Source organism: Pseudomonas sp. RA_15y_Pfl1_P11, from assembly GCF_963970975.1.
In the GTDB taxonomy this organism is placed as follows: domain Bacteria; phylum Pseudomonadota; class Gammaproteobacteria; order Pseudomonadales; family Pseudomonadaceae; genus Aquipseudomonas; species Aquipseudomonas tritici.
This window is the reverse complement of sequence record NZ_CAXAOY010000007.1, coordinates 15,110-40,393: the sequence shown is the minus strand read 5'-3', so window position 1 is coordinate 40,393 and position 25,284 is coordinate 15,110. Positions and strand designations below refer to the sequence as shown.

Here is a 25,284-nt window from a genome sequence, read left to right as displayed (position 1 = left end):
GCTAGAAGCTTGCAGCTGCCTCACTGCGATTTCCGGACCCGTAGGTACCATTCCGAAAGAAGCCGTACCTGTTTGTCGGTGTAGCCGCGCTCGACCATTCGTGTGACGAAGTCGTTGTGCTTTTGCTGATCCTCCTTGCTGGCCTTGGCGTTGAAGCTGATGACCGGCAGCAGATCCTCGGTGTTGGAGAACATTTTCTTCTCGATGACCACTCGCAGCTTCTCGTAGCTGAGCCAAGTCGGGTTCTTGCCATTGTTGTTGGCCCGGGCGCGTAGCACGAAGTTGACGATTTCGTTGCGGAAATCCTTCGGATTGCTGATGCCGGCCGGTTTCTCAATTTTCTCAAGTTCCTCGTTGAGTGCGACGCGGTTGAGGATCTCGCCGGTTTCCGGGTCGCGGTATTCCTGGTCCTGGATCCAGAAGTCGGCGTACAGCACGTAACGGTCGAAGATATTCTGGCCGTACTCGCTGTAGGACTCCAGGTACGCGGTCTGGATTTCCTTGCCGATGAATTCGATGTAGCGCGGCGCCAGGTACTCCTTGAGGAAACGCAGGTAGCGCTCGCGGGTTTCCGCCTGGAATTGCTCCTGTTCGATCTGCTGTTCCAGCACGTAAAGCAGGTGCACCGGGTTGGCGGCGATTTCGTGGGGGTCAAAGTTGAAGACCTTGGACAGGATTTTGAACGCGAAGCGCGTCGACAGGCCGTTCATGCCCTCGTCCACACCTGCCGTGTCGCGGTATTCCTGGATCGACTTGGCCTTGGGATCGGTGTCCTTGAGGTTTTCACCGTCGTACACGCGCATCTTCGAATAGATATTCGAGTTCTCCGGCTCCTTGAGGCGCGACAGCACGGTGAACTGGGCGAGCATCTTCAGGGTGTCGGGTGCGCAATGGGCCTTGGCCAGGGAGCTGTTGAACAGCAGCTTGTCGTAGATCTTGATTTCATCGCTGACGCGCAGGCAGTACGGCACCTTGACGATGTAGATCCGGTCGATGAAGGCTTCGTTATTCTTGTTGTTACGGAAGGTGTGCCATTCCGATTCATTGGAGTGGGCCAGCAGGATTCCGGTGAACGGAATCGCGCCCAGCCCTTCAGTGCTGTTGTAGTTGCCTTCCTGGGTTGCGGTAAGCAGTGGGTGCAGCACCTTGATCGGCGCCTTGAACATCTCCACGAACTCCATCAGGCCCTGGTTGGCCCGGCACAGTGCGCCTGAATAGCTGTAGGCGTCGGCGTCGTTTTGCGGGAATTCTTCGAGTTTACGGATATCGACCTTGCCCACCAGTGCCGAGATATCCTGGTTGTTCTCGTCACCCGGTTCGGTCTTGGCCACGCCGATCTGGTTGAGGATGGACGGGTAGAGTTTCACCACGCGGAATTGGCTGATGTCACCGCCGAATTCGGCTAGGCGCTTGGTGGCCCAGGGCGACATGATGGTGTTGAGGTAACGGCGCGGGATGCCGAAGTCTTCTTCGAGGATTGCGCCATCTTCCGTGGCGTTGAACAGGCCCAGGGGCGACTCGAAGACCGGTGAGCCCTTGATGGCGTAGAAGGGCACCTTCTCGATCAGTTGTTTGAGTTTTTCGGCCAGGGACGACTTACCGCCGCCGACGGGGCCGAGCAGGTAGAGGATCTGTTTCTTCTCTTCCAGGCCCTGGGCGGCGTGGCGGAAGTAGGAGACGATCTGGTCAATGCACTCTTCCATGCCGTGGAAGTCTTCAAAGGCCGGATAGCGGCGGATCACCTTGTTGGAGAATATTCGCGACAGCCGCGAGTTGTTGGCGGTTTCCACCAGCTCCGGCTCGCCAATTGCCAGTAGCAGGCGTTCGGCGGCAGACGCGTAGGTGCTGCGGTCCTGTTTGCACAGCTCGAGATACTCTTGCAGCGTGAGTTCTTCTTGCTGTGTGGACGCGAAGCGTTGTTGGAAGTGGCTAAAGATACTCATGACGTCGTCACCTCGCTCGATACGTGGAGCCGACGCCGGATCAATCAGTCGATGCTGGCAGACATTGGCAGACGCCAATGACTGTTTTCCCCCCAAGCACCCTGAAACACTACCGATGACCCGCACGCCGGTGTACCGGCTCTCCCCTGATTCGGATGGCCTGCGCTTAAGGATAGTTCGGAATCGGAGAGGTCAAGGCGCGATGCGCAATTAGTTTGGCTGCGCCGTTCGTCAGAAACGGCGCGAGCCCAAGCGTCACGCGGGGTAGCGGGGTGTTAAAAAAATTATTGCGAATCGCCGGAAGAAATTTCTGCAGGAAAGGTCGTACGCCACAGCTCAAAGCCGCCATCCAGGCTATAGACGTCGGAGAAGCCCTGGCTGATCAGATAAGCCGCAGCGCTCTGGCTGGAGTTGCCGTGGTAGCAGGCCACGATCACGGGCGCATCGAGGTCGGCGGCGCGGATGAAATCGGCGATGTTGACGTTGTCCAGGTGCTGGGCGCCGCGGATGTGGGCGGCCAGATAAGTCGGCTGGTCACGGATGTCGACCACTACGGCGCCTTTCTCGCGCAGGGCCTGGGCTTGTTCGGGAGGGATACGTTTGAATTCGCTCATGGCGGGCTCCTAGGGCTTGGCGGTGATAGGTTGGGGCGGTTCGCACTGGCAGCTCTGGCGCTCGCCGGTATCGATATTCATCAGGGTCATGGCGCCACCCCAGACGCAACCGGTGTCGAGGGCGAACACGCCGGGCTCATCGCATTGGCCTTCAAGTGCCGCCCAGTGACCGAAAATGATCTGGGTGTCGCGGGCCTTGCGGTCCTTGTGCGCGAACCAGGGCTTGTAACCCGGCAATGCGGTGTCGGCGCCTTCCTTGCTTTTGAGGTCGAGCTTGCCCTCGGTGGTGCAGAAGCGCATGCGCGTGAAGTAGTTGGTGATCACCCGCAGGCGTGCAACGCCGGTGAGGTCGTTGTCCCACTTCACCGGCTCGTTGCCGTACATGCCGTCGAGGTAGGCGGTGTACAGGTTGTCATCGGCCAGGGCGCTTTCGACTTCGGCGGCGCACTTGAGGGCTTTCTTCAGTGTCCACTGGGGCGGGATGCCAGCATGGACCAAGGCCATATTGCGGCCTTCGTCGTAATGCAGGATTTTTTGCCGGCGAAGCCAGTCGAGCAACTCGGTGCGATCCGGTGCTTCGAGGATTTCCCGCAGGGTATCGCCCTTTTTCAGACGCTCAATGTTATGGCCGGCCGCGAGCAGATGCAGGTCGTGGTTGCCCAATACGCACACCAGGGAATCGCGCAGGCTATATAAGTAGCGCAACGTCTCGAGGGACTCGGGGCCGCGATTGACCAGGTCACCGACCAGCCACAGGCGATCTTTCTCTGGGTCGAAGGCCACGCGGTCAAGCAGGCACTTGAGGGGCTCCAGGCACCCTTGCAGGTCTCCGACCGCATAGGTCGCCATCAGTGCAGGGCTCCCGGCACGGCGAGGCGGAAGGGCGGGATGATGGCGTCGAACAATTTACCGTCGGTGGCCTTCATCTGATAGGAGCCCTGCATGGTGCCGACTTTGGAGGTCATCACCGTGCCGCTGCTGTAGGTGTGGCTCGCGCCGATGTCGATCAGCGGTTGCTGGCCCACCACGCCTGCGCCGCGTACTTCTTCGACCTGGCCGTCACCGTCGGTGATCACCCAGTGGCGGGACAGCAGCTTGGCCGGCACCAGCCCGTTGTTTTTCACCGTGATGGTGTAGGCAAAGGCGAAGCGGTTATGTTCAGGTTGTGATTGGTCCGCCAGGAAGCGGGTGACGACGCTGACGTCGATCTGGTAGCGAGGATCGGACATGCAAGAGGCCTTAAAAGCAAAAGCGGAGGACAGCAGATGCGGGTCAGTCTAGGCCAAGAGCGGGGCACTAGGCCAGACATGGTGTCTGGCCCAGGTACTGCCGGCTTCAGTCCGCGGCTGGCGCAGGCTGGATGGCAAGCTGGTCGGCCAGGCGCACGAACGCCGCGAGGTCCAGTTGTTCGGGGCGCAGGCTGCCGTCGACACCAGCAGCTTCGATTTCAGCGGTGCTCAGCAGGTTCTTGAGTGTATTGCGCAAGGTTTTGCGGCGCTGGTTGAACGCTTCGCGTACGACTCGCTCCAGCAATTTGTGATCCTTGGCCGGGTGGGGCAGCACGGCGTGAGGCACCAGGCGCACGATGGCCGAGTCGACCTTCGGCGGTGGGTTGAACGCGCCGGGCCCGACGTTGAACAGGTGTTCGACGCGGCAGTGGTACTGAACCATGATCGACAAACGACCCCAATCGCCACCACCAGGCCCTGCAGCCAGGCGCTCGACCACTTCCTTTTGCAGCATGAAGTGCATGTCGCGGATGATCCCGGCGTTGTTCAGCAGGTGGAAGATCAGCGGCGTGGAGATGTTGTATGGCAGGTTGCCCACCACCCGCAGGCTGTTGGGCGCTGCGTTGAGGCTGTTGAAGTCGAACTTCAGTGCATCGCCCTGGTGCAGGTTGAAGTTCGGCTTGTCGGCGAACTGCTGGTTGAGGATCGGGATCAGGTCCTTGTCCAACTCAACCACATCCAGTTGGCCGCCACTGTTAAGCAGACCTTTGGTCAGTGCGCCCTGGCCCGGGCCGATTTCCAGCAGACGGTCTTCGGGCTTGGCATGGATAGACCGCAGGATACGGTCGATCACGCCAGCGTCGTGCAGGAAGTTTTGCCCGAAGCGCTTACGCGCCCGGTGTTGGTAATGCTCGGTCATATACGGGTCTCGGCCATCTGATAGGCGGTTTCCAGGGCCACGTGCAGGCTGCCGGTATCGATCTTGCCGCTGCCCGCCAGGTCCAGGGCAGTGCCATGGTCGACGGACGTTCGGATGATCGGCAGGCCCAGTGTCACGTTGACGGCGGCGCCGAAGCCTTTGTATTTAAGCACCGGCAGCCCCTGGTCGTGGTACATCGCCAGCACTGCGTCGCAGTGCTCCAGATATTTGGGGGTAAACAGAGTGTCCGCAGGCAGTGGGCCACGCAGGTCCATGCCTTCTTGGCGCAGACGCTCCAGGGTTGGTTCGATGATGTCGATTTCTTCATGGCCCAAGTGGCCGCCTTCACCCGCGTGGGGGTTGAGCCCACAGACCAGGATGCGCGGTTGGGCGATGCCGAATTTCTGTTGCAGGTCGGCATGCAGGATGCGCGTCACACGCTCCAAACGTTCGGCAGTGATGGCGTCCGCAATCTCACGCAGGGGCAGGTGCGTGGTCACCAAGGCGACTCGCAGGCCGCGCGTGGCCAGCATCATGACGACTTGAGCGGTGTGGGTCAGCTCGGCAAGGAATTCGGTATGGCCGGAAAAGGCGATGCCAGACTCATTGATCACGCCCTTGTGCACTGGGGCGGTGATCATGCCGGCGAAGTCGCCGTCGATGCAGCCTTGCCCTGCGCGAGTCAGGGTTTCCAGCACGAACGCCGCATTGGCCTTGTCCAGTTGCCCGGCCACTACCTTGGCCTGCAGCGGCGTGTCCCACACATACAAGCTGCCGGCGGGAGCGGGCAGGTCGGGCCAGTAACCCGGCGCCACGTCCAGCAAATTGACGGCCACACCCAGTTGCGCGGCCCGCTCAAGGAGCAGGTCGCGGCTGGTAATGGCGATCAGGGGGTATGGCTGGAATTGCGAGGCGAGCAGCAGGCACAGGTCAGGACCAATGCCGGCCGGCTCGCCGGGTGTCACCGCGAAACGCTGGGGTTTCACTGAGTAGCCTGGTCGGTGCCTGTTTGCTCGGCGCCTGGCAGCTTGTTCTCAACGTAGGCTTCGTCGCGGATCTGACGCAGCCAGGTTTGCAGCTCTTCGTCGTATTTGCGGTTACGCAATACGTTCAGTGCTTGTTGCTCGCGGGCCTGGTTGGTGTTGTCGGTGGCGCGACGGCCAAGGACTTCCAGCACATGCCAGCCATATTGGGTCTTGAACGGCTTGGACAGCACACCTTGCGGAGTATCGGCCATCACTTGCTGGAACTCTGGCACCAAGGCTTTCGGGTCGATCCAGTTCAGGTCGCCGCCGTTGAGAGCAGAACCCGGGTCTTCCGAGAAGCTTTTGGCCAGGGTGGCGAAGTCTTCACCGCTTTCGATGCGGTCATAGATCTTCTGGGCCAGTTCCTTGGTTTGGGCTTCGGTGCGGATTTCGCTTGGTTTGACCAGGATGTGACGAACGTGTACTTCGTCTTTCAGCGAGGTCTCGCCACCGCGTTTTTCCAGCAACTTGAGAATGATGAAACCGCCTGGGGTACGGGCTGGCTGAGTAATGCCACCCACTTCCATAGCGCTCAGCTCGCGGTCGAACGGTGGAGGCAGCTGAGCAGCTTTACGCCAGCCCATGTCACCGCCTTCGAGGGCGTTGTCGCTGCCCGACTGGGCGATCGCCATTTGGGCGAAGTCGGCACCTGCCTTCAATCGATCATAAATAGCCTGGGTTTTAGCGGCGGCTGCATTGAGCTGCTCGGAGTTGGCGCTGTCCGGTGTCGGGATCAGGATGTTGGCCAGGTGCAGTTCTTCGGAAAGCTGCATCTTGCCAAGGTCCGACGCCAGGAAGTTCTTCACTTCCTGCTCGGACACTTGAACCCGCTCGGCGACACGGCGCTGACGCACACGGCTGATGATCATTTCACGGCGGATCTGGTCACGGGCGTCCTCATAGGACAAACCGTCGTGGGCCAGGGCTGCACGGAACTGGTCAATGCTCATGTTGTTGCGCTGGGCAATGGTGCCTACCGCCTGGTTCAGTTCCTCGTCCGAAATACGGATGCCGGAACGATCACCGATCTGCAATTGCAGGTTTTCGACGATCAGGCGCTCCAGAACCTGTTGGTCCAGGACGCTGGTCGGTGGCACGCCACCGCCACGTTTGGCGATGGTTTGCTGGACTTCCTTGACGCGTTGGTCCAGTTGGCTCTGCATGATCACGTCGTTATCGACGATGGCCACTACCTTATCCAGCTGTTGAACCGCAGCGTGTGCCGATGCGGTCCCCAGGAACAGCGCGCCCAGCACTAGCGGGCGCAGACAATCAGAAAGCTTGGTTTTCACGTTCACGATAACCTTCAATGCCTTTGTCGAGGAAGCTCTCCACCTTGGCGCCGGTCAGGCCGCCGAGTCCTTTGAGGACGATCTGGAGGAAGAGCCCGTGGTCACCCTTTTCGTTAAGCGGGGCGATCTGGCTGTATTCGTCGTTGGAAACCCAGTAGCGGTTGATGACGCGCAGTTTCCAGCAGCAGTTGTCGTACTCGAAACCACCGAAGGCTTCCAGCGTACGGTTGCGAGCGTAGTCATACTGCCAGCGGGTGATCAGGTTCCACTGAGGAATGATCGGCCACATCATCGAGAAGTCGTGTTGCTGGATTTTGTAGTAATCCTTCACGAAGTTCGCGTCGCCTGGCTGGCCGTAGTCACCGCCGAACTGCCATTTGCCGGTCAGCTGGTTGTAGACGACTTGGTCGTTACGATAGCGATAACCGACGTTGATGATCTTGTTCGGGTTGTCTTCCGGCTGGTAGTGAAGCATCGCGCTGCCGGAACGAGGACTGTGTTCCTCGGTGTCCCAGTTGTAGTCAGCCGTGGCACGCCAATCGCGGTTGAAGCGGAACTCGTAGTCCAGGGCGACTGGCGATACGTCCGACTGTGCATCGGCACGGTCGGCGGCGAGGATGCCCGGCAGTTGAACTTCACGATCCTTGAAGTACAGCGCCTGGCCCACGGCTACGCGCTGACGCTCGAAACCGTTGTCTTCGATCCAGCGGCTGGTCAAGCCCAGCGACAGCTTGTTCTCGTCGCCGATACGGTCGGAGCCGCTGAAACGGTTGTCGCGGAACAACGACGCGTAGTTGAACGAGTACTCGCTGGTGTCGAAGACCGGGATGTCCGCCTGGTCCTTGTTCGGCACATACAGGTAGAACGCACGCGGCTCGAGGGTCTGGCGATAGTCTTTGCCGAACCAGTTGGTATTGCGGTCGAAGTACAGGCCGCTGTCTACGCTGGCGATCGGAACCGCACGGTCCTGGGAGCTTTTGAACGTGCCGCCTGCGTACGGGTTGGCCGGCGTGGCTGCAGCTTGAGCGGCAATGATGTCGTTCTTGCCAATGCTGTCCAGGTCCAGGTCGTACTTGGTGTACACGTACTTGAGCTTCGGCGTAACAAAGCCGTAGGTCCAGTTCATCGGGTATTCGACGGCCGGCGCTACGTTCAGGCGAGTACCGTTCGCACGGGTCAGGCCCGTGACGTAGGTATCCAGGCGGCGTGTTGCTACGCCGTCCTGATCCTTGAAGAATCCATTCTCCAGGTCGCGGTCGAAGCGCACGGCTTCGGTCTCGTAGCTGAAGTTCAAGCCGCCAGGGTGGTATGGCAGCTGACCGTTGAAGGTGATCTGCGGCAGGCGGTCATACGGGGTGATCTGGGAGATCGTTGCCAACTGGTAGGCCTGAAGGTTCAGGCGTGCCTGGAAGGTGTCGCCGCGATACGTCACGGCACCTTGCTGGTTGACGAAGTCACGGCTTTCGACGCCTTCCTGGTTGGACTTGAGGTCCTGGAAGAAGTAAGGGTCGCTGATCGTTGTGTAGTCGACCTGGGTCATTACACGCGAATCCAACCCGCCCTTGTGTTGCCAATTGAGCATATAACGGGTTTTTTCGTAATCGGTCTGCTTGTTGCGCTCGTCGTTGTCGTCGTTCAGGTACGCGCCGCCGAACTGGCCTTCGCTAGACTTGGTGAGGTAGCGGAATTCGCCTTCCATCATCATGCCGCGCTTGGTCATGTATTGCGGGTACAACGTGGCGTCGTAGTTTGGCGCCAGGTTGAAGTAGTACGGCGTAACCAGGGTAAAGCCGTTTTCGCTGCCGCTGCTGAAGCTCGGTGGCAGGAAGCCGGATTGACGACGGTCGTCGATCGGGAAATAGATGTACGGGGTGTACAGGATCGGGATGTTCTTGATCCGCAATGTTGCGTTGGTCGCCGTACCGAAGCCGGTTGCCGGGTTCAACGTGATGTTGTTGCCTCGCAGCTGCCAGGCGTTGCTGTCTGGCTCGCACGTCGTGTACGTGCCGTCCTTGAGACGGATGATCGCGTTTTCGGCACGCTTGGCGTACAGCGCGTTACCGCGGATACGTGACTTGTGCAGCACGTATTCGGCGTTGTCGATCTGGGCGGCGCCGGTGTCGAGCTGCACTTCGGCATGGTCGCCGACGATCAGTGCACCGTTGTCGCGCAGACGGACTTTGCCATTCAGCTCGCCACGGTTCTCGGCCTGGTACAGGCTGGCTTCTTCGGACTCCATCTGCATGCTGCCCTGGCGCATGACGACGTCACCGGCCAGGGTCGCGACTTGCGACTCCTGCTCGTAACGCGAGGCTTTGGCACCGATGAAGGTGGGCGCATCGCTCTTGTTCGTCTTGTCGTTCATGCCAGGACGAATCGGCTCGATGTACGCACCGCCGCAATACGGGCCGGTTTCGGCCAACTGCGCTGCGGTCAGCTTGTCGCGCGGTACCCAGTCCAGGTGGCTGTAGTCGGCGCTGCGCGAGCGCAGGCCACGGCCCTTGGAGTCGGTGACCAGTGCGGTCTGCGGCACGGCCTCGGCTTTGCCGCCAGCCTCGGCTTGCGCCGTGCTGTTGGCGGAGCTGACGGCTGCGCCGTCATGCACCGGGCGTGGTGGCAGAGGGGCTGCGGCGGTTTTCGGCGCGCAATCCCAGGCACCCGAAGCAGAGACTGAGCAGTCATACTGTTCCGCGGCGACCACGAATGAGGTGGCGAAGGGTTGCAAGGCCAGCAGACTGCCGGTTACCAGCAACGGAAATTTTCTACGAAACGCGGGGGATTTCAATGCCATCTTATTAGTCCGGGCTTCCTGCGTGCCATCTGCCCGCGGTTTGGGCCGCACGCCTCTCGATGGTCTGAAAAAGATGCGTGATAATAAAGCATGCCCCGCTTGACGGCTAGCGCCGTCGGAGACCCTTGTAATGCCAGAGCAAGATCTACGTTTACAACAGCTGGAAGTCTGGCTGGATGAGCAGTTGCCGATCCTTTTCAACGCTCAAGGCTGGGGTGCCGTACCCCCGGCCACATTGACCGCGGCCAGCAGCGACGCGAGTTTCAGGCGCTATTTCCGTTGGGAAGGCGGTGGTCATACATTCGTGGTAATGGATGCGCCACCCCCCCAGGAAAACTGCAAACCTTTCGTCGATATCGCACATTTGCTGGCGAAGTCAGGGATAAATGTTCCAAAAATTTATGCAGAAGATTTGCCGCGAGGCTTTCTTTTGCTCAATGACCTGGGCAGAAAAACCTATTTGGACGTGATTGACGACAAAAACGCCGACCCATTGTTTGCCCAAGCCATCGATGCCTTGCTGGCTTTTCAGCAGTTGCCGATGGACGCGCCATTGCCAAGCTATGACGTGGCCTTACTCCGTCGTGAGCTCGAATTGTTTCCGGAGTGGTACGTGCGTCGCCATCTGGGTATCGAACTCGATACGCAACAACAAGCGCTCTGGCAGCGTGTCAGTGACCACCTGATCAACAGTGCCCTGGCGCAGCCGAAGGTGTTGGTGCACCGCGACTATATGCCACGCAACCTGATGATCAGCGAGCCGAACCCCGGCGTGCTGGATTTTCAGGATGCGGTCTACGGCCCGGTGACCTACGACATCACCTGCCTGTTCAAGGACGCCTTCCTCAGTTGGCCCCAGGCCCGCGTGCGGGAATGGCAGCGCGGCTATTGGGAGCGCGCGGGACGACTGGGCATCCCGGTGCAGGCCGATTTCGAAGACTTCCTGCGTGCCAGCGACCTGATGGGCGTGCAGCGCCACCTCAAGGTCATCGGTATCTTCGCGCGCATCTGCCATCGTGACGGCAAGCCACGCTACCTGGCCGATGTGCCGCGCTTCTTTGCTTATATAGACGCGGTGTTGGCGGACCGTTCGGAGTTGAGCGAGCTGGGTGAATTGCTGGCCAGTCTGCGCCCACCTGCGCAGATGAGCGTATGAAGGCGATGATCCTGGCCGCTGGCAAAGGTGAGCGGATGCGTCCGCTCACGTTGCACACGCCCAAGCCGCTGGTGCAGGCCGGCGGCAAGCGTCTGATCGAGTATCACTTGGAGGCGCTGGCCAAGGCCGGCTTCACTGACATCGTGATCAACCATGCCTGGCTCGGCCAGCAGATTGAATGTTATCTGGGGGACGGCGCGCAGTTTGGCTTGCGCATCCGTTACTCCCCCGAGGGCGAGCCGCTGGAAACCGGCGGTGGGATTTTCCAGGCATTGCCGTTGCTGGGCGACGAACCCTTCCTGGTGGTCAATGGCGATATCTGGACCGACTACGACTTCACCCAACTCAAGCGACCGCTCAAGGGCCTGGCCCATCTGGTGATGGTCGACAACCCGGCGCATCACCCTTCAGGTGGCGATTTCTACCTTGATCAAGGTTTGCTTCATGATGCTGCGGCCGGTGCCGATAACCTGACCTTCAGTGGCATTTCAGTGCTCGACCCCACGTTGTTCGCGGGTTGCAGTGCGGGTGCCTTCAAGCTGGCGCCGCTGCTGCGGGCGGCCATGGCTAAAGGTCTGGTAACGGGGGAGCACATGGCGGGACGCTGGATTGATGTCGGTACGCTGGAGCGCCTGGCGCAAGTCGAAACCCTGCTGACAGCGGGGCAGTAACATGCTGTGGCCAGGGACGCTGATCGGCGCGGGGGCTGGCTTTGCCATAGCCAGTATTCCGGGGGCCTTGTTGGGTGCGCTGTTGGGGCAGGCGCTGGACCGTCGCCTGCAACTGCAAAGCTGGGCGCAGTTGCGCGAGCGGCTGGGCGGGCGCCCGGCGTTGCGCAATGACGAGCTGTTGTTTGTGTTGCTGGGGCGTTTGGCCAAGAGCAATGGGCGCGTGGTGGACGGCCATATTCAACAGGCGCGCCAGGAGATGCGCTCGCTGGACATGACCGAGTCAGCCCAACGTCGTGCTATCGCAGCGTTCAATCGTGGCAAGTCCGGCTCCGACCGGGTGCGCCGCTATCTGCGGGTGCTCAAGGCGCAACCCCACGCGGCCGAAGGTGTATTGCGTGCGTGCTGGCGCATGGCCTGGGCAGACGGCAAGGCGGATGACGCCGAGCGTGACTTGATCGACTTGTGGGGCAAATGGCTGGGCTGGACGCCGCAACAGCTCCAGGCGTTGGCGGCCGACTACACACCGGAGCGTAAGCCGCTGGTCAGTCGGGGGCCTACCTATCAGGACGCGTTGCGTGTGCTGGGTGTGACGGCCACCACCGAACCGTCGGTGATCAAGCAGGCTTATCGCCGCCTGCTCAGCCGCCATCACCCGGACAAGGTTGCCGGCAGTGGCGCGAGCGCTACGCAAGTGCGTGAGGCGACCGAACGTACTCGCGAATTGCATAGCGCTTATGCGTTGATTCGCGAGCGGCGGGATTTCCGCTGATTATTTTTGCGTGAAAACCCGATCTACTGTGGGCGCTCGCTTGCCTGGGATAGCGGCGGGTCAGCAATGCCTTTGGCACTGATATTCCGCCATCGCAGGCAAGCCAGCTTCCACATTTCGACCGGGTTGCCAATCCGGTTTCAGTCAGTCGTCGCCTGCGGACTCAACCACCCGCGAACCCGTCGATACAACTGCTCCTGCTCAGCCGCGCTGTTACCGGGCAAGGTTTTCAGCGACACCTGTTTATAACCGTCATTCTTCAAACGCTTGGCCGCCTGGGCGCGGGCCAGGGCGTTTTTGCGTGTCTGAGGGTCGTCTTGATAGAACACGTCGGCGGTCGGCAGCTTCAGGCCGGGGGCCAGTTGCTGGATGTCCGGATGGCGCCCGGTTGGCGTCTGCGCCGCGACCATGACGAACCTCTGCACCTGGGACGGCTGCTTCTCGCTCAAATAGCGCGCCGCCCACCAGGCGCCGGTGCCATGGCCGAGCAGCACCACACTGCGCGCACTCTGGGTCTGGGCGAAGGCCACGGCGGCATCGATGCGGGCAAAGATGCGCGAAGCATCGGTCTTGTCCTGCTCGTCGGCCCCAGGAACCACTGCCGGGTCAGTGCCCTCGGCCTCAGCGCTGGCAGCCTGCTCGATGGGTTTGTCGGCGGTGCTCGCTTCCTTGCTGCTGGCATCGACGGTGGCCTTGGGCGCTTCCATCACACGCGGCGGCAGGGTGTCCACGCTCACGTCCGGCAACGACAGGCTGAGGCTGCCCCAGTTGGCATCCGGCAATTTGTGCCGCAACGGACTGATCGCTTGCGGCCAGTCAGCATTCTCCCCGGCGCCCGGTACGATAATCACCACACCTTCGGGTTCGGCACTGTTGGCCGGTTTCCACAGGGCGAGGAATGAATCGCTGCCGGCCTGTAATTGTTGCTGCTCCTGTTGCGGGATTTTGCGCTCCAGGGCGCTGGCTTCTGCCAGGCTGCGCTCAGGCAAAGGCTGGCGCTCGACGGGTTTTTCTGCGGCCGGCTCAGGGGCGTCAGCGGCCTGTACAGAAAAGGCACTGGTAAAAAGCAGCGACAGGCACAATGCTGGCAGTGCCGAACGGTGTAAAAAGGGCATCGTTAATTCCCGGCCAGAAGTGATTCCAGCAGCCTAATGGGTTGGTCAGTGTTTGTCAGTGATGTGAGACGTGGATCATGGGTTTTCGCTGTCTGCTGGTTATCGGCTGTATGTGCCTTGCCTTGATGGCAAACGCCGCCCCTGCGCCCGCCGTTCCCCAGGCGCAGCTCAATGTGCAGCAACGCGAATGGCTGGCCCAGCACCCGGAGCTGCGGGTGGGCCTGGTGTTGCAGGCACCTTACGCGCAATACGACCGGCGTTTGCAGCGGCTGTCCGGGGCCAATGTCGAGTTGATGCAATGGTTAGCCAAGGCGCTGAACATCGAGCTGACCTGGCGCAACTTCCCCAACCAGGAGCAATTGGAAGCCGCCGTACGCGATGGCGAAGTGGACATCGCCCCCGGCCTGCAACAAACCCCTGCCGGTTTGCGTCTGTGGTTGTTCACCGACCCTTATATGCGCGTGCCGCAACACATCGTCGGTATCCGCGATGGCGGTGGGGCCGTGGAGTTGGAGAAACTCGATGAGCAATCCCGCGTCGCCGTGCGCATGCCCAGCGCTGTGGCCGATTACCTGCGCAGCACCTACCCCGGCCTCAACCTTCAAGGCGTGCCCATGGAGCGCCAGGCTCTGCAATTGCTGGTGAGCCGGCAGGCACGCTACGCGGTGGTGGACGAAGCGCAATTGAGCCGTCTGTCCGGCGAAGCGGAATTCGCCGGGCTGGCGGTGGTGGGCGATATTGGCCTGCCGCAATTGCTGCGGGTGGCTACGCGGCGGGAATGGCCAGAATTGGCCAGCATCATGGAAAGCGCCTTGCGCGCCATCCCCGCACGCGACCTTGACCAACTGCACAGCCGCTGGCTGCAACCTAAATACCCACACCTCACAGCATCCCCAGGGCTGTGGCAAAACCTCTGCCTGTTGCTGGGGCTGTTGCTGCTCGCCAGCCTGGCTGTCGTGTTTTGGCAGCGTCGCCAGCAGCGGGTGCTGGAACACGGCTTGCTGGCCGCCCGCGAAGAAAGCACGGCCCGCGCCGCCGGTGCCGAAGCCTTGCGGTTGACGCAGTTTTCTATCGACCAAAGCACTGTCGGCATCCTCTGGGTCAACTGGGATAGCCATGTGCGCTACGCCAATCGTGCGGCCGAGAGCATGCTCGGCTACGGCCCCGGTGCGCTGATCGAGCGGCCGCTGGTTGACCTTGATCCAAGCCTGCATATGGACCGCTGGCTCAACCTGTGGAGGCGCGCGCGGGCCAGCGAAGACGGTCCGCAGAATTTCGCCACCGATTGCCAGCGTGCTGACGGCAGCATCCTGCCGACGAACGTGTCCTTGAGCTTCCTGCGTTTTGCCGAGGCCGAATACCTGGTGGTCTACCTCAACGATGTCACTGAGCTACGCCGTACCCTGACGGCCTTGCTGCAAAGTGAAGCGCAATTGCGCGAGCTGTCCGCCCACCTGGAAACCGTGCGCGAAGAAGAAAAGGCGCGCATCGCCCGTGAGGTGCACGACGAGCTTGGGCAAATGCTCACGGTGCTCAAGCTCGAGACCTCAATGTGCGAGCTGAGCTATGCGCAACTCGACCCTGGTTTGCACGACCGCTTGAACAGCATGAAGCGCCTGATCGCCCAGCTATTCCAGCTGGTGCGCGATGTGGCGACAGCGCTGCGCCCGCCGATTCTCGATGCCGGCATTGCCTCGGCCATTGAATGGCAGGCCCGGCGCTTCGAAGCCCGTACGCAAATTCCCTGTCTGGTACAAGTCCCGGATAACCTGCCGGCCCTCAGCGATGCCAAGGCCATTGGCCTGTTCCGGATCCTGCAGGAGGCGCTGACCAATGTGATGCGTCATGCCCAGGCGCATACTGTGGAGCTGACCCTCGCCGTCGAGGGCACCGATTTGCGGCTGACCATCAGTGATGATGGCGTCGGTTTCGTCCAGGCCCAGGGGCGCCCGGTGTCGTTTGGCCTGGTGGGCATGCGCGAGCGGGTGCTGATCATGGGCGGGCAACTGAGCCTGGACAGCGAGTTGGGGGAGGGCACCACCTTGAGTGTTACGGTGCCGTTGGATGCATAACACCAAGAGGAAGTCCCTGTGATCCGCGTACTGGTAGCCGAAGACCACACCATCGTTCGTGAAGGCATCAAGCAATTGATCGGCCTGGCCAAAGACCTGTTGGTCGTTGGCGAAGCGAGCAATGGCGAACAACTGTTGGAGACCTTGCGCAATGTGCCGTGTGAAGTGGTGCTGCTGGATATCTCAATGCCTGGCGTCAACGGCCTGGAGGCGATTGCACGCATCCGTGCGCTGAACAATCCGCCGGCGATCCTCGTGCTCTCGATGCACGACGAAGCGCAAATGGCCGCCCGTGCCTTGAAGGTCGGCGCCGCCGGCTATGCCACCAAGGACAGCGACCCGGCGCTGTTGCTCACGGCAATTCGCAAGGTGGCGGCTGGTGGGCGTTATATCGACCCGGACCTGGCGGACCGCATGGTTTTCGAAGTGGGCCTCACCGATACCCGGCCGCTGCATTCGTTGCTGTCGGAGCGCGAGTTCTCGGTATTCGAACGCTTGGCCCAGGGCGCCAACGTCAACGACATCGCCCAACAGTTGGCGTTGAGCAGCAAGACCATCAGCACCCACAAGGCGCGGTTGATGCAAAAACTCCATATCACTTCGCTGGCTGAACTGGTGAAGTACGCCATGGAGCACAAGTTGTTGTGATGACATGCCTGTTTGCGACTAACGGTGAGATGCGCTGAACCCATTTCCGCCGTATCGCGGCGTTGCACTGTCCCATCCCCGCCATCGTTGTAGGGCAATCCCTACCCCAAACCTTCCATCCGGCTGATGCGAATCTCTCCTGGCCCCCGATTTCCGGGGGCTCGCGCCTTGACTACGCTTGTCTCACAGCAGTCCAAAATACAAAGGTGCGGGTATGAGCGAGGTGGATTCAAATGATGTGCTGGTCAGCTTTCGTGGCGTGCAGAAGAGCTACGACGGCGAGAACCTGATCGTCAAAGACCTCAACCTGGAGATTCGCAAGGGCGAGTTCCTCACCTTGCTCGGGCCTTCCGGTTCGGGCAAGACCACCAGCCTGATGATGCTGGCCGGCTTTGAAACGCCGACGGCAGGCGAGATCCAGCTGGCCGGGCGCTCCATCAACAATGTACCGCCGCACAAGCGCGACATCGGCATGGTGTTCCAGAACTACGCGCTGTTCCCGCACATGACCGTCGCCGAGAACCTGGCGTTCCCGCTGTCGGTGCGCGGCTTGAGCAAGACCGATGTCAGCGAGCGGGTCAAACGCGTGCTGAGCATGGTCCAGCTCGACGCCTTCGCCCAGCGTTATCCGGCGCAACTCTCCGGCGGCCAGCAACAGCGCGTGGCCCTGGCCCGTGCGTTGGTGTTCGAGCCGCAACTGGTACTGATGGACGAACCCCTCGGCGCCCTCGACAAGCAACTGCGCGAACACATGCAGATGGAGATCAAGCACCTGCACCAGCGCCTCGGCGTGACCGTGGTGTACGTGACCCACGACCAAGGCGAAGCGCTGACCATGTCCGACCGCGTGGCGGTGTTCCACCAGGGCGAAATCCAGCAGATCGCCGCGCCGCGCACCTTGTACGAAGAACCGAAGAACACCTTTGTTGCCAACTTCATCGGCGAGAACAACCGCCTCAATGGTCGTCTGCACAGCCACACCGGCGAGCGCTGCGTGGTGGAGCTGGCACGTGGCGAGAAGGTCGAGGCACTGGCGGTCAACGTCGGCCAGATCGGCGGCCCGGTGACCCTGTCGGTGCGCCCGGAACGCGTCAGCCTCAATGGTTCCAGCGAAAGCTGCGTCAACCGCTTCTCCGGGCGTGTGGCGGAATTCATCTACCTGGGCGACCACGTGCGTGTACGCCTGGAAGTCTGCGGCAAAGCCGATTTTTTTGTGAAACAACCGATTGCCGAGCTGGACCCAGCCCTGGCGGTCGGCGACGTGGTACCGATTGGCTGGCAAGTCGAGCACGTTCGCGCACTCGACCCACTTCTAGAGGCGAACTGATCGCCCCCATGGCTTCACCAACCCTGCACGTGGAGAGAACAACAATGTTGAGATCCCTTAAATATTCCGCCCTGGCCTTGAGCTTGATGGGCGCGACACAGGCCATGGCGGGCCCGGACCTGACGATCGTGTCCTTTGGTGGCGCGAATAAGGCGGCCCAGGTCAAAGCTTTCTACGCACCGTGGGAAAGCGCGGGCAACGGCAAGATCGTCGCCGGTGAGTACAACGGTGAAATGGCCAAGGTCAAAGCCATGGTCGACACCAAGAGCGTGTCCTGGGACCTGGTGGAAGTGGAATCCCCGGAGCTGTCCCGTGGCTGCGACGAGGACATGTTCGAACCGCTGGACCCGAAACTGTTCGGCAACACCGCCGACTACGTGAAGGGTGCGATCCAGCCGTGCGGCGTAGGCTTCTTCGTATGGTCGACCGTGTTGGCCTACAACGCCGACAAGCTCACCACGGCACCCACCAGTTGGGCAGATTTCTGGGACACCAAGAAATTCCCGGGCAAGCGTGGCCTGCGTAAAGGCGCCAAGTACACCCTGGAATTCGCCTTGATGGCAGACGGCGTCGCGCCGAAGGACGTCTACAAAGTGTTGGCCGGCAAAGATGGCCAGGACCGTGCGTTCAAGAAACTCGACGAACTCAAACCGTCGATCCAGTGGTGGGAAGCGGGTGCACAACCGCCGCAATACCTGGCCTCGGGTGACGTAGTGATGAGCTCGGCCTACAACGGCCGCATCGCCGCTGTGCAAAAAGAAAGCAACCTGAAAGTGGTGTGGAACGGCGGCATCTACGACTTCGACGCATGGGCCATTCCTAAAGGCCTGGCCAAGGACCGTGCCGAAGCAGCGAAGAAATTCATCGCGTTCTCGGTGCAACCGCAGCAGCAGAAGATCTACTCGGAAAACATCGCCTACGGCCCGGCCAACACCCAAGCCGTACCGTTGCTGGCCAAGGACATCCTCAAGGATATGCCGACCACCCCGGAAAACATCGCCAACCAGGTGCAGATCGACGTGAGCTTCTGGGCGGATAACGGTGAGCAGCTCGAGCAGCGCTTCAACTCCTGGGCTGCCAAGTAACACCGCCTGCTGGGGTGGATAGGTCTGTTGCAGTGAGCGGGCAAGCCCGCTCACTGCCAATCAGAGCCCAGCCATAGGTGTAGTCTTTATTTCAGTTTTTCGGAGTCAGCCATGGCCATCGCCGTTCCCTCGAACGAGGTCAACAGCCCTACCCTCAAGCAGCGCCTGGCGCGTGCCGAGCGGCTCAACCGCTGGAAGGCCCAGGCCTTGATTGCGCCGTTGGTGCTGTTTTTGCTGCTGGTGTTCCTGGTGCCGATTGTCGCACTGCTGGTCAAAAGCGTCGGCAACCCGGAAGTGGTGGGCGGTTTGCCGCGCACGGTGGTGGCGGTGACGGCCTGGGATGGTCGTGGTCTGCCGGGCGAGCCGGTGTATCAGGCCCTCAGTGAAGACTTGGGCGAAGCGCGCAAAAACCAGACCTTGGGCGACCTGTCCAAGCGCCTCAACATGGAACTGGCCGGCTACCGCAGCCTGCTGACCAAAACCGCGCGGGCGCTGCCGTTCAGCGAAACGCCGGCCTCTTATAAAGAAGCGTTGGAAAACCTCGACGAACGCTGGGGCGACCCGGCGTACTGGCAGGCGATCCGGCGCAATACCAGCAGCCTGACGCCGTTCTATTTGTTGGCGGCCGTCGATCACCGCATCGACGACCTCGGCGAAGTGGCGCCGGCCACGCCAGACCAGGCGATCTACCTGGACATTTTTGCGCGCACCTTCTGGATGGGCCTGGTGATCACCACCCTCTGCCTGCTGCTGGCCTATCCTCTGGCCTATTTGCTGGCCAATTTGCCGGCGCGCAAAAGCAACTTGCTGATGATCCTGGTGTTGCTGCCGTTCTGGACCTCGATCCTGGTGCGGGTAGCGGCGTGGATCGTACTGCTGCAATCCGGCGGCCTGATCAACAGTGCACTGATGGGCGTGGGCCTGATCGATACACCTCTGGAACTGGTGTTCAACCGAACTGGGGTCTACATCTCCATGGTGCATATTCTGCTGCCGTTCATGATCCTGCCGATCTACAGCGTGATGAAGGGTATTTCGCCCACTTATATGCGTGCAGCGATTTCCCTGGGCTGTCATCCGTTCGCCAGCTTCTGGCGCGTGTACTTCCCGCAGACCTACGCCGGCGTGGGCGCCGGTTGCCTGTTGGTGTTCATCCTGGCAATTGGTTACTACATCACCCCGGCACTGCTGGGCAGCCCGAACGATCAGATGGTCAGCTACTTCGTGGCGTTCTACACCAACACCAGCATCAACTGGGGCATGGCGACGGCGTTGGGCGGCTTGCTGCTGCTGGCCACCGTGGTGCTGTACCTGATCTACAACCAGCTGGTCGGCGCCAGTCGCCTGCGCCTGAGCTAAGGAGACCTTGCGATGCTGAGCCCTTATATGTCGCCCGTTGAGCGGGTCTGGTTCTACAGTTTGCGGACCCTCTGCGGCTTGATCCTGTTGTTTTTGATACTGCCGGTGCTGGTGATCATCCCGCTGTCGTTCAACAGTGGCAGTTTCCTGGTGTATCCGCTGCAAGGCTTCTCGCTGAAGTGGTACCAGGACTTCTTCGCCTCGGCTGAATGGATGCGTGCACTTAAGAACAGCGTCATCGTTGCCCCGTCGGCCACGGTGCTGGCCATGGTGTTCGGCACCTTGGCAGCGATTGGCCTGACCCGTGGGAATTTCCCCGGCAAGGCGCTGGTAATGGCGCTGGTGATTTCGCCGATGGTGGTGCCGGTGGTGATCATTGGTGTGGCCAGTTACCTGTTCTTTGCGCCACTGGGCCTGGGCAACAGCTTTTTCTCGCTGATCGTGGTGCATGCGGTGTTGGGCGTGCCGTTTGTGATTATCACCGTGTCGGCGACCTTGCAGGGGTTCAACCACAACCTGGTGCGGGCGGCGGCCAGTCTCGGTGCTTCGCCATTGACCGCGTTTCGCCGGGTGACCTTGCCGTTGATCGCACCAGGGGTGATTTCCGGGGCGCTGTTTGCTTTCGCCACTTCGTTTGATGAGGTGGTGGTCACGCTGTTTCTCGCCGGCCCCGAGCAAGCGACCCTGCCGCGCCAGATGTTCAGCGGCATCCGCGAAAACCTCAGCCCGACGATTGCTGCTGCGGCGACCTTGTTGATTGCCTTCTCGGTGTTGCTGCTGCTGACCCTGGAATGGCTGCGTGGGCGCAGCGAGAAACTGCGCACAGCCCAAGTCTGAAGCCAAACGGCGATCAAAATGTGGGGGCGAGCAAGCCCGCTCCCACATGGTCCTGTGTTGAACCAGAAATGACCATTCAGTCGCTGAATGCTAGGCAACCCAAAATCTCCAGCTATCCTTGTGCCAGCCCACCAACGATAGGAGGCCGCGCACATGAGTATTTCCTCATTCAAGATCGCCCATAAACTGCTGACCGGCGCGGGCGCCATCGAACAACTGGCCTTTGAGCTCACGCGACTGGATGTGGATAACCCGCTGATCGTCACCGACGCCGCGCTGGTCAAGTCCGGCACCGTGGCGCTGGCACTCGAACACCTGGGCGAACGCAGCTACGAAATTTTCGACCGCGTGCTGCCGGACCCGGAAATCGCCATTGTCGAAGATTGCATGCGCGTCTACCGCGACGGCGGGCATGACGGCTTGATCGGCCTGGGCGGCGGCAGTGCCATCGACATTGCCAAAAGCGTGGCCGCCTATGCCGGCTACCACGGCGCCCTGGCGGACTTGTTCGGCGTCGATCAGGTACCGCGCAAAGGGCCGCCGCTGATCGCCATTCCCACCACAGCCGGCACCGGCTCGGAAGTGACCAATGTGGCGATCCTCTCCGACAAGGTCGCGCAGCTGAAAAAGGGCATCGTCAGCGATTATCTACTGCCGGATGTGGCGCTGATCAGCCCGCAAATGACCCTGACCTGCCCGCGCAGCGTCACCGCCGCCAGCGGCGTGGATGCGCTGGTGCATGCCATCGAATCCTACCTGTCGCTGAACGCCTCGCCGATTACCGATGCATTGGCCATTGGCGCGATCAAGCTGATTGCCAACGCGTTGCCCAAGGCCTACGCCAACCCGGCCAACCTGCAGGCACGCGACGACATGGCCACCGCCAGCCTGATGGCGGGGATGGCCTTTGGGAATGCCGGGGTCGGCGCGGTGCATGCGTTGGCATACCAGCTGGGTGGACGTTTCAATATCGCCCATGGCGTGAGCAACGCGCTGTTGCTGCCCTATGTAATGCACTGGAACAAGTTGGCCTGCGTGGAGCGCATGCAGGACATTGCCCAGGCCATGGGCGTGAATGTCACGGGGTTGAGCGTCAACGATGCCGCCGACCAAGCCGTCGAGGCTATGACGCGGCTGTGTGCCGCCGTCGAAATCCCGGCGGGGCTCCGCAGTTTCGGGGTGCCCGAGGATGCTATCCCGGCCATGGCCGTGGAAGCGGCGGGCATTGAACGGCTGATGCGCAACAACCCGCGCAAGCTCAGCGCAGCCGATATCGAGAAAATCTATCGGGCCGCGTACTAGTCATTGAGCCAGGTCACGGTGCGCGCGGCAAAGCATGAGGTATACAATGCGCGCCATCGTGATTTAGCTCAAAAAAGGTGCGTCATGCAGCCCTTCGTCATTGCTCCATCGATTCTCTCCGCCGACTTCGCCCGCCTGGGTGAAGAAGTGGACAAGGTGTTGGCCGCCGGTGCCGACTTTGTGCACTTCGATGTCATGGACAACCACTACGTGCCCAACCTGACCATCGGCCCGATGGTCTGCGCCGCGCTGCGCAAGTACGGCATCACTGCGCCGATCGACGCGCACCTGATGGTCAGCCCGGTGGACCGCATCATCGGTGACTTCGTGGAGGCCGGCGCGACCTACATCACTTTCCACCCGGAAGCCTCGCTGCACGTCGACCGCACCTTGCAACTGATCCGCGAAGGCGGCTGCAAGGCGGGCCTGGTGTTCAACCCTGCCACCCCGCTGGACGTGCTCAAATACGTGATGGACAAGGTCGACATGGTCCTGCTGATGAGCGTCAACCCAGGCTTCGGCGGGCAGAAGTTCATCCCCGGCACCCTCGACAAACTGCGCGAAGCCCGTGCACTGATCGACGCTTCTGGCCGTGACATTCGCCTGGAAATCGACGGCGGGGTCAACGTCAATAACATCCGCGAAATCGCAGCAGCTGGCGCCGACACCTTTGTGGCCGGCTCGGCGATCTTCAACGCGCCGGACTACCAGGAAGTCATCGCCAAGATGCGCGCCGAATTGGCGCTGGCACGTCCGTGAGCGGCTTTGAGCAACTGTTCCCCGGCAAATTGCCACGGCTGGTGATGTTCGATCTGGACGGTACCTTGATCGACTCGGTGCCCGACCTGGCGGCGGCGGTGGACGAGATGCTGCTCAAACTGGGACGCAAGCCCGCCGGGATCGAGTCGGTGCGCGAGTGGGTGGGCAACGGCGTGCAGATGCTGGTGCGCCGGGCCTTGGCCGACAACATTGATGCCGAAGGGGTGGATGAGGTCGAGGTCGAACACGCCCTGGAACTGTTCAACGCCGCCTATGAAGACGGCCACGAACTGACCGTGGTTTACCCCGGCGTGCGCGACACCCTCAAGTGGCTGAGCAAGCAGGGCGTGGAAATGGCCCTCATCACCAACAAGCCGGAACGCTTCGTCGCGCCGCTGTTGGACCAGATGAAAATTGGCCGGTATTTCCGCTGGATCATCGGTGGCGATACCTTGCCGCAGAAAAAACCCGACCCGGCGGCACTGTTTTTCGTGATGAAAATGGCCAATATCCCGGCCTCGCAGTCGCTGTTTGTCGGTGATTCGCGCAGCGATGTGCAGGCGGCAAAGGCCGCGGGCGTGCAGTGTGTGGCCCTCAGTTACGGCTACAACCATGGCCGGCCGATTGCCGAAGAGTCGCCTTCATTGGTAATTGATGACCTGCGCCTGCTAATCCCCGGTTGCTTGGGAGCGAGCGCTGAGATAACGTTGCCTGATACCGATCCGTCCCCTTCTGGAAATTCCATCGTGGTGGTCACTCGCAAACTCTGGATGAAAGTCATCAAGGCCCTGGCCCGCTGGCGTTGGCGCGCCTGACTGATCCTGGCCGCGCCATGCGGCACGTTTGCATACCTGACTGTTAGACCCTCAAGCCACGAGGCACATCATGACCCGCGAAGAATTCCTGCGTTTGGCCGCTGCCGGCTACAACCGCATTCCCTTGGCCTGCGAAACCCTGGCCGACTTCGACACGCCGCTGTCGATCTACCTGAAACTGGCCGACGAGCCCAATTCTTACCTGCTCGAGTCCGTACAGGGCGGCGAGAAGTGGGGCCGTTACTCGATCATCGGCCTGCCGTGCCGCACCGTGCTGCGTGTGCACGACCATCATGTGAGCATTACCCATGATGGCGTCGAGATCGAAAGCCACGATGTTGAAGACCCGCTGGCGTTCGTCGAGGCGTTCAAAGCGCGTTACAACGTGCCGACCATCCAGGGTCTGCCGCGTTTCAACGGTGGCTTGGTGGGTTACTTCGGTTACGACTGTGTACGCTACGTGGAAAAACGCCTGGGCAAGTGCCCGAACCCGGATCCGTTGGGTGTACCGGATATTCTGTTGATGGTCTCCGACGCGGTCGTCGTGTTCGATAACCTCGCCGGCAAGATGCACGCGATTGTGCTCGCCGACCCGTCCCAGGCCGACGCTTTCGAGAGCGGCCTTGCCAGCCTCGAAGCCCTGCTGGAGAAGCTGCGCCAGCCGATCACTCCGCGTCGCGGCCTGGACCTCAGCCGTCCGCCAGCCGCTGACCCGATCTTTCGTTCAAGCTTTACCCAAGATGACTACGAGCGCGCCGTCGATACCATCAAGGAATACATCCTTGCCGGTGACTGTATGCAGGTGGTGCCGTCGCAACGCATGTCCATCGACTTCAAGGCTGCGCCGATTGACCTGTACCGCGCGCTGCGCTGCTTCAACCCGACGCCGTACATGTACTTCTTCAACTTTGGTGACTTCCACGTGGTGGGCAGTTCGCCGGAAGTGCTGGTGCGCGTCGAAGACAACTTGATCACCGTGCGCCCGATCGCCGGAACGCGCCCACGTGGCGCGACTGAAGAGGCGGATTTGGCGCTGGAAGAAGACCTGCTGAGCGACGACAAGGAAATTGCCGAGCACCTGATGCTCATCGACCTGGGCCGTAACGACACCGGGCGTGTCTCGGAAATCGGTTCGGTCAAGCTCACTGAGAAGATGGTGATCGAGCGTTATTCCAACGTGATGCACATTGTGTCCAACGTCACCGGTGAGCTGAAAGCCGGCTTGACGGCGATGGACGCACTGCGCGCGATCCTGCCGGCGGGCACCTTGTCGGGCGCGCCGAAGATCCGTGCGATGGAAATCATCGACGAGTTGGAGCCGGTCAAGCGCGGTGTCTACGGCGGCGCCGTGGGGTATTTCGCCTGGAACGGCAACATGGACACGGCCATTGCGATCCGCACGGCCGTGATCAAGGACGGGGAGCTGCACGTGCAGGCCGGTGGCGGGATTGTCGCCGACTCGGTGCCGGCCCTCGAATGGGAAGAAACCCTGAACAAGCGCCGCGCGATGTTCCGCGCTGTTGCGCTGGCTGAACAGACCCCCAATTCTTGAGGTT

22 protein-coding genes are annotated in these 25,284 nt (G+C 61.0%); 13 read left to right on the top strand and 9 right to left on the bottom strand.

Annotation, left to right across the window (positions count from 1 at the left end; translation table 11 throughout):
• Nucleotides 1-20: 20 nt before the first annotated feature.
• The 8 genes from AACY44_RS10935 to AACY44_RS10900 all read right to left on the bottom strand — a co-directional run bounded on the left by AACY44_RS10935 (nt 21) and on the right by AACY44_RS10900 (nt 9,813).
• Nucleotides 21-1,943: a PrkA family serine protein kinase gene (locus tag AACY44_RS10935; protein ID WP_003194732.1), complete on the bottom strand. Its 1,923-nt coding sequence runs from the start codon at nt 1,941-1,943 to the stop codon at nt 21-23.
• 284 nt (nt 1,944-2,227) lie between these two features.
• Nucleotides 2,228-2,557 carry a thiosulfate sulfurtransferase GlpE gene (glpE, locus tag AACY44_RS10930; RefSeq protein WP_339428469.1) on the bottom strand — a complete coding sequence of 110 codons (330 nt, stop codon included), beginning with the start codon at nt 2,555-2,557 and terminating at the stop codon, nt 2,228-2,230.
• Between the two features lie 9 nt (nt 2,558-2,566).
• Nucleotides 2,567-3,406, bottom strand: a complete 840-nt coding sequence (locus tag AACY44_RS10925) for a symmetrical bis(5'-nucleosyl)-tetraphosphatase (RefSeq protein ID WP_339530254.1) — start codon at nt 3,404-3,406, stop codon at nt 2,567-2,569.
• Nucleotides 3,406-3,786 (bottom strand): Co2+/Mg2+ efflux protein ApaG, encoded by a 381-nt coding sequence (apaG, locus tag AACY44_RS10920; RefSeq protein WP_339415418.1) that lies wholly within the window; start codon nt 3,784-3,786, stop codon nt 3,406-3,408. Before apaG ends, AACY44_RS10925 begins: the two co-directional genes overlap by 1 nt.
• Before the next feature lie 106 nt (nt 3,787-3,892).
• Nucleotides 3,893-4,705 carry a 16S rRNA (adenine(1518)-N(6)/adenine(1519)-N(6))-dimethyltransferase RsmA gene (gene rsmA, locus AACY44_RS10915; protein WP_065891382.1) on the bottom strand — a complete coding sequence of 271 codons (813 nt, stop codon included), beginning with the start codon at nt 4,703-4,705 and terminating at the stop codon, nt 3,893-3,895.
• Nucleotides 4,702-5,691: a 4-hydroxythreonine-4-phosphate dehydrogenase PdxA gene (gene pdxA / locus AACY44_RS10910; protein WP_339438168.1), complete on the bottom strand. Its 990-nt coding sequence runs from the start codon at nt 5,689-5,691 to the stop codon at nt 4,702-4,704. The genes rsmA and pdxA overlap by 4 nt, the downstream gene beginning before the upstream one ends.
• Nucleotides 5,688-7,028, bottom strand: coding sequence for a peptidylprolyl isomerase (locus AACY44_RS10905; RefSeq protein ID WP_065871786.1), 1,341 nt, complete (start codon nt 7,026-7,028; stop codon nt 5,688-5,690). The genes pdxA and AACY44_RS10905 overlap by 4 nt, the downstream gene beginning before the upstream one ends.
• Nucleotides 7,003-9,813, bottom strand: a complete 2,811-nt coding sequence (locus AACY44_RS10900; RefSeq protein WP_339436906.1) for an LPS-assembly protein LptD — start codon at nt 9,811-9,813, stop codon at nt 7,003-7,005. The genes AACY44_RS10905 and AACY44_RS10900 overlap by 26 nt, the downstream gene beginning before the upstream one ends.
• A 130-nt stretch (nt 9,814-9,943) precedes the next feature.
• On the opposite strand from AACY44_RS10900, the gene AACY44_RS10895 reads away from it, so the two are divergent.
• From AACY44_RS10895 to AACY44_RS10885, 3 genes are read left to right on the top strand one after another with little or no spacing between them, the layout of a single operon-like run.
• Entirely contained in the window at nt 9,944-10,969 is a 1,026-nt protein-coding gene (locus AACY44_RS10895; RefSeq protein ID WP_339415422.1) for an aminoglycoside phosphotransferase family protein, read from the top strand.
• On the top strand, nt 10,966-11,640 hold the full coding sequence (murU, locus tag AACY44_RS10890; protein ID WP_339415423.1) for an N-acetylmuramate alpha-1-phosphate uridylyltransferase MurU: 675 nt from the start codon (nt 10,966-10,968) through the stop codon (nt 11,638-11,640). Before AACY44_RS10895 ends, murU begins: the two co-directional genes overlap by 4 nt.
• 1 nt (nt 11,641) lies before the next feature.
• Nucleotides 11,642-12,409, top strand: a complete 768-nt coding sequence (locus AACY44_RS10885) for a TerB family tellurite resistance protein (protein WP_339415424.1) — start codon at nt 11,642-11,644, stop codon at nt 12,407-12,409.
• 140 nt (nt 12,410-12,549) lie between these two features.
• On the opposite strand, the gene AACY44_RS10880 is transcribed toward AACY44_RS10885, so the two are convergent.
• Nucleotides 12,550-13,524 carry an alpha/beta hydrolase family protein gene (locus tag AACY44_RS10880; RefSeq protein ID WP_339415425.1) on the bottom strand — a complete coding sequence of 325 codons (975 nt, stop codon included), beginning with the start codon at nt 13,522-13,524 and terminating at the stop codon, nt 12,550-12,552.
• A 77-nt stretch (nt 13,525-13,601) separates the two neighbouring features.
• Here AACY44_RS10880 and AACY44_RS10875 point away from each other — a divergent pair, with 77 nt between their 5' ends.
• The 10 genes from AACY44_RS10875 (at nt 13,602) to trpE (ending at nt 25,280) form a co-directional block, all read left to right on the top strand.
• Nucleotides 13,602-15,596 carry a PAS domain-containing sensor histidine kinase gene (locus AACY44_RS10875; RefSeq protein WP_339415426.1) on the top strand — a complete coding sequence of 665 codons (1,995 nt, stop codon included), beginning with the start codon at nt 13,602-13,604 and terminating at the stop codon, nt 15,594-15,596.
• Nucleotides 15,597-15,614: 18 nt separating this feature from the next.
• Nucleotides 15,615-16,244, top strand: a complete 630-nt coding sequence (locus AACY44_RS10870; protein WP_339415427.1) for a response regulator transcription factor — start codon at nt 15,615-15,617, stop codon at nt 16,242-16,244.
• Between the two features lie 214 nt (nt 16,245-16,458).
• Nucleotides 16,459-17,571 carry an ABC transporter ATP-binding protein gene (locus tag AACY44_RS10865; protein WP_049711272.1) on the top strand — a complete coding sequence of 371 codons (1,113 nt, stop codon included), beginning with the start codon at nt 16,459-16,461 and terminating at the stop codon, nt 17,569-17,571.
• A gap of 44 nt (nt 17,572-17,615) precedes the next feature.
• Nucleotides 17,616-18,656 carry an ABC transporter substrate-binding protein gene (locus AACY44_RS10860; protein WP_339415428.1) on the top strand — a complete coding sequence of 347 codons (1,041 nt, stop codon included), beginning with the start codon at nt 17,616-17,618 and terminating at the stop codon, nt 18,654-18,656.
• A gap of 111 nt (nt 18,657-18,767) precedes the next feature.
• Nucleotides 18,768-20,015, top strand: coding sequence for an ABC transporter permease (locus AACY44_RS10855; RefSeq protein WP_339415429.1), 1,248 nt, complete (start codon nt 18,768-18,770; stop codon nt 20,013-20,015).
• A gap of 12 nt (nt 20,016-20,027) precedes the next feature.
• Nucleotides 20,028-20,852 carry an ABC transporter permease gene (locus AACY44_RS10850; protein WP_339428463.1) on the top strand — a complete coding sequence of 275 codons (825 nt, stop codon included), beginning with the start codon at nt 20,028-20,030 and terminating at the stop codon, nt 20,850-20,852.
• 153 nt (nt 20,853-21,005) lie between these two features.
• Nucleotides 21,006-22,154, top strand: a complete 1,149-nt coding sequence (locus AACY44_RS10845; protein ID WP_339428462.1) for an iron-containing alcohol dehydrogenase — start codon at nt 21,006-21,008, stop codon at nt 22,152-22,154.
• 84 nt (nt 22,155-22,238) lie between these two features.
• A complete protein-coding gene (gene rpe, locus AACY44_RS10840) occupies nt 22,239-22,913 on the top strand; it encodes a ribulose-phosphate 3-epimerase (RefSeq protein ID WP_034101050.1) in 675 nt (224 codons plus the stop codon).
• A complete protein-coding gene (locus AACY44_RS10835) occupies nt 22,910-23,728 on the top strand; it encodes a phosphoglycolate phosphatase (protein WP_339415432.1) in 819 nt (272 codons plus the stop codon). Before rpe ends, AACY44_RS10835 begins: the two co-directional genes overlap by 4 nt.
• Nucleotides 23,729-23,798: 70 nt before the next feature.
• On the top strand, nt 23,799-25,280 hold the full coding sequence (gene trpE, locus AACY44_RS10830) for an anthranilate synthase component I (RefSeq protein ID WP_339428461.1): 1,482 nt from the start codon (nt 23,799-23,801) through the stop codon (nt 25,278-25,280).
• Nucleotides 25,281-25,284: the final 4 nt, after the last annotated feature.

Bases quoted from the DNA above. Each gene is read 5' to 3' on its own strand.
- AACY44_RS10935 (WP_003194732.1), bottom strand. From the start codon at position 1,943: ATGAGTATCTTTAGCCACTTCCAACAACGCTTCGCGTCCACACAGCAA.
- glpE (WP_339428469.1), bottom strand. From the start codon at position 2,557: ATGAGCGAATTCAAACGTATCCCTCCCGAACAAGCCCAGGCCCTGCGC.
- AACY44_RS10925 (WP_339530254.1), bottom strand. From the start codon at position 3,406: ATGGCGACCTATGCGGTCGGAGACCTGCAAGGGTGCCTGGAGCCCCTC.
- apaG (WP_339415418.1), bottom strand. From the start codon at position 3,786: ATGTCCGATCCTCGCTACCAGATCGACGTCAGCGTCGTCACCCGCTTC.
- rsmA (WP_065891382.1), bottom strand. From the start codon at position 4,705: ATGACCGAGCATTACCAACACCGGGCGCGTAAGCGCTTCGGGCAAAAC.
- AACY44_RS10900 (WP_339436906.1), bottom strand. From the start codon at position 9,813: ATGGCATTGAAATCCCCCGCGTTTCGTAGAAAATTTCCGTTGCTGGTA.
- AACY44_RS10895 (WP_339415422.1), top strand. From the start codon at position 9,944: ATGCCAGAGCAAGATCTACGTTTACAACAGCTGGAAGTCTGGCTGGAT.
- murU (WP_339415423.1), top strand. From the start codon at position 10,966: ATGAAGGCGATGATCCTGGCCGCTGGCAAAGGTGAGCGGATGCGTCCG.
- AACY44_RS10885 (WP_339415424.1), top strand. From the start codon at position 11,642: ATGCTGTGGCCAGGGACGCTGATCGGCGCGGGGGCTGGCTTTGCCATA.
- AACY44_RS10880 (WP_339415425.1), bottom strand. From the start codon at position 13,524: ATGCCCTTTTTACACCGTTCGGCACTGCCAGCATTGTGCCTGTCGCTG.
- AACY44_RS10875 (WP_339415426.1), top strand. From the start codon at position 13,602: ATGGGTTTTCGCTGTCTGCTGGTTATCGGCTGTATGTGCCTTGCCTTG.
- AACY44_RS10865 (WP_049711272.1), top strand. From the start codon at position 16,459: ATGAGCGAGGTGGATTCAAATGATGTGCTGGTCAGCTTTCGTGGCGTG.
- AACY44_RS10860 (WP_339415428.1), top strand. From the start codon at position 17,616: ATGTTGAGATCCCTTAAATATTCCGCCCTGGCCTTGAGCTTGATGGGC.
- AACY44_RS10855 (WP_339415429.1), top strand. From the start codon at position 18,768: ATGGCCATCGCCGTTCCCTCGAACGAGGTCAACAGCCCTACCCTCAAG.
- AACY44_RS10850 (WP_339428463.1), top strand. From the start codon at position 20,028: ATGCTGAGCCCTTATATGTCGCCCGTTGAGCGGGTCTGGTTCTACAGT.
- AACY44_RS10845 (WP_339428462.1), top strand. From the start codon at position 21,006: ATGAGTATTTCCTCATTCAAGATCGCCCATAAACTGCTGACCGGCGCG.
- rpe (WP_034101050.1), top strand. From the start codon at position 22,239: ATGCAGCCCTTCGTCATTGCTCCATCGATTCTCTCCGCCGACTTCGCC.
- trpE (WP_339428461.1), top strand. From the start codon at position 23,799: ATGACCCGCGAAGAATTCCTGCGTTTGGCCGCTGCCGGCTACAACCGC.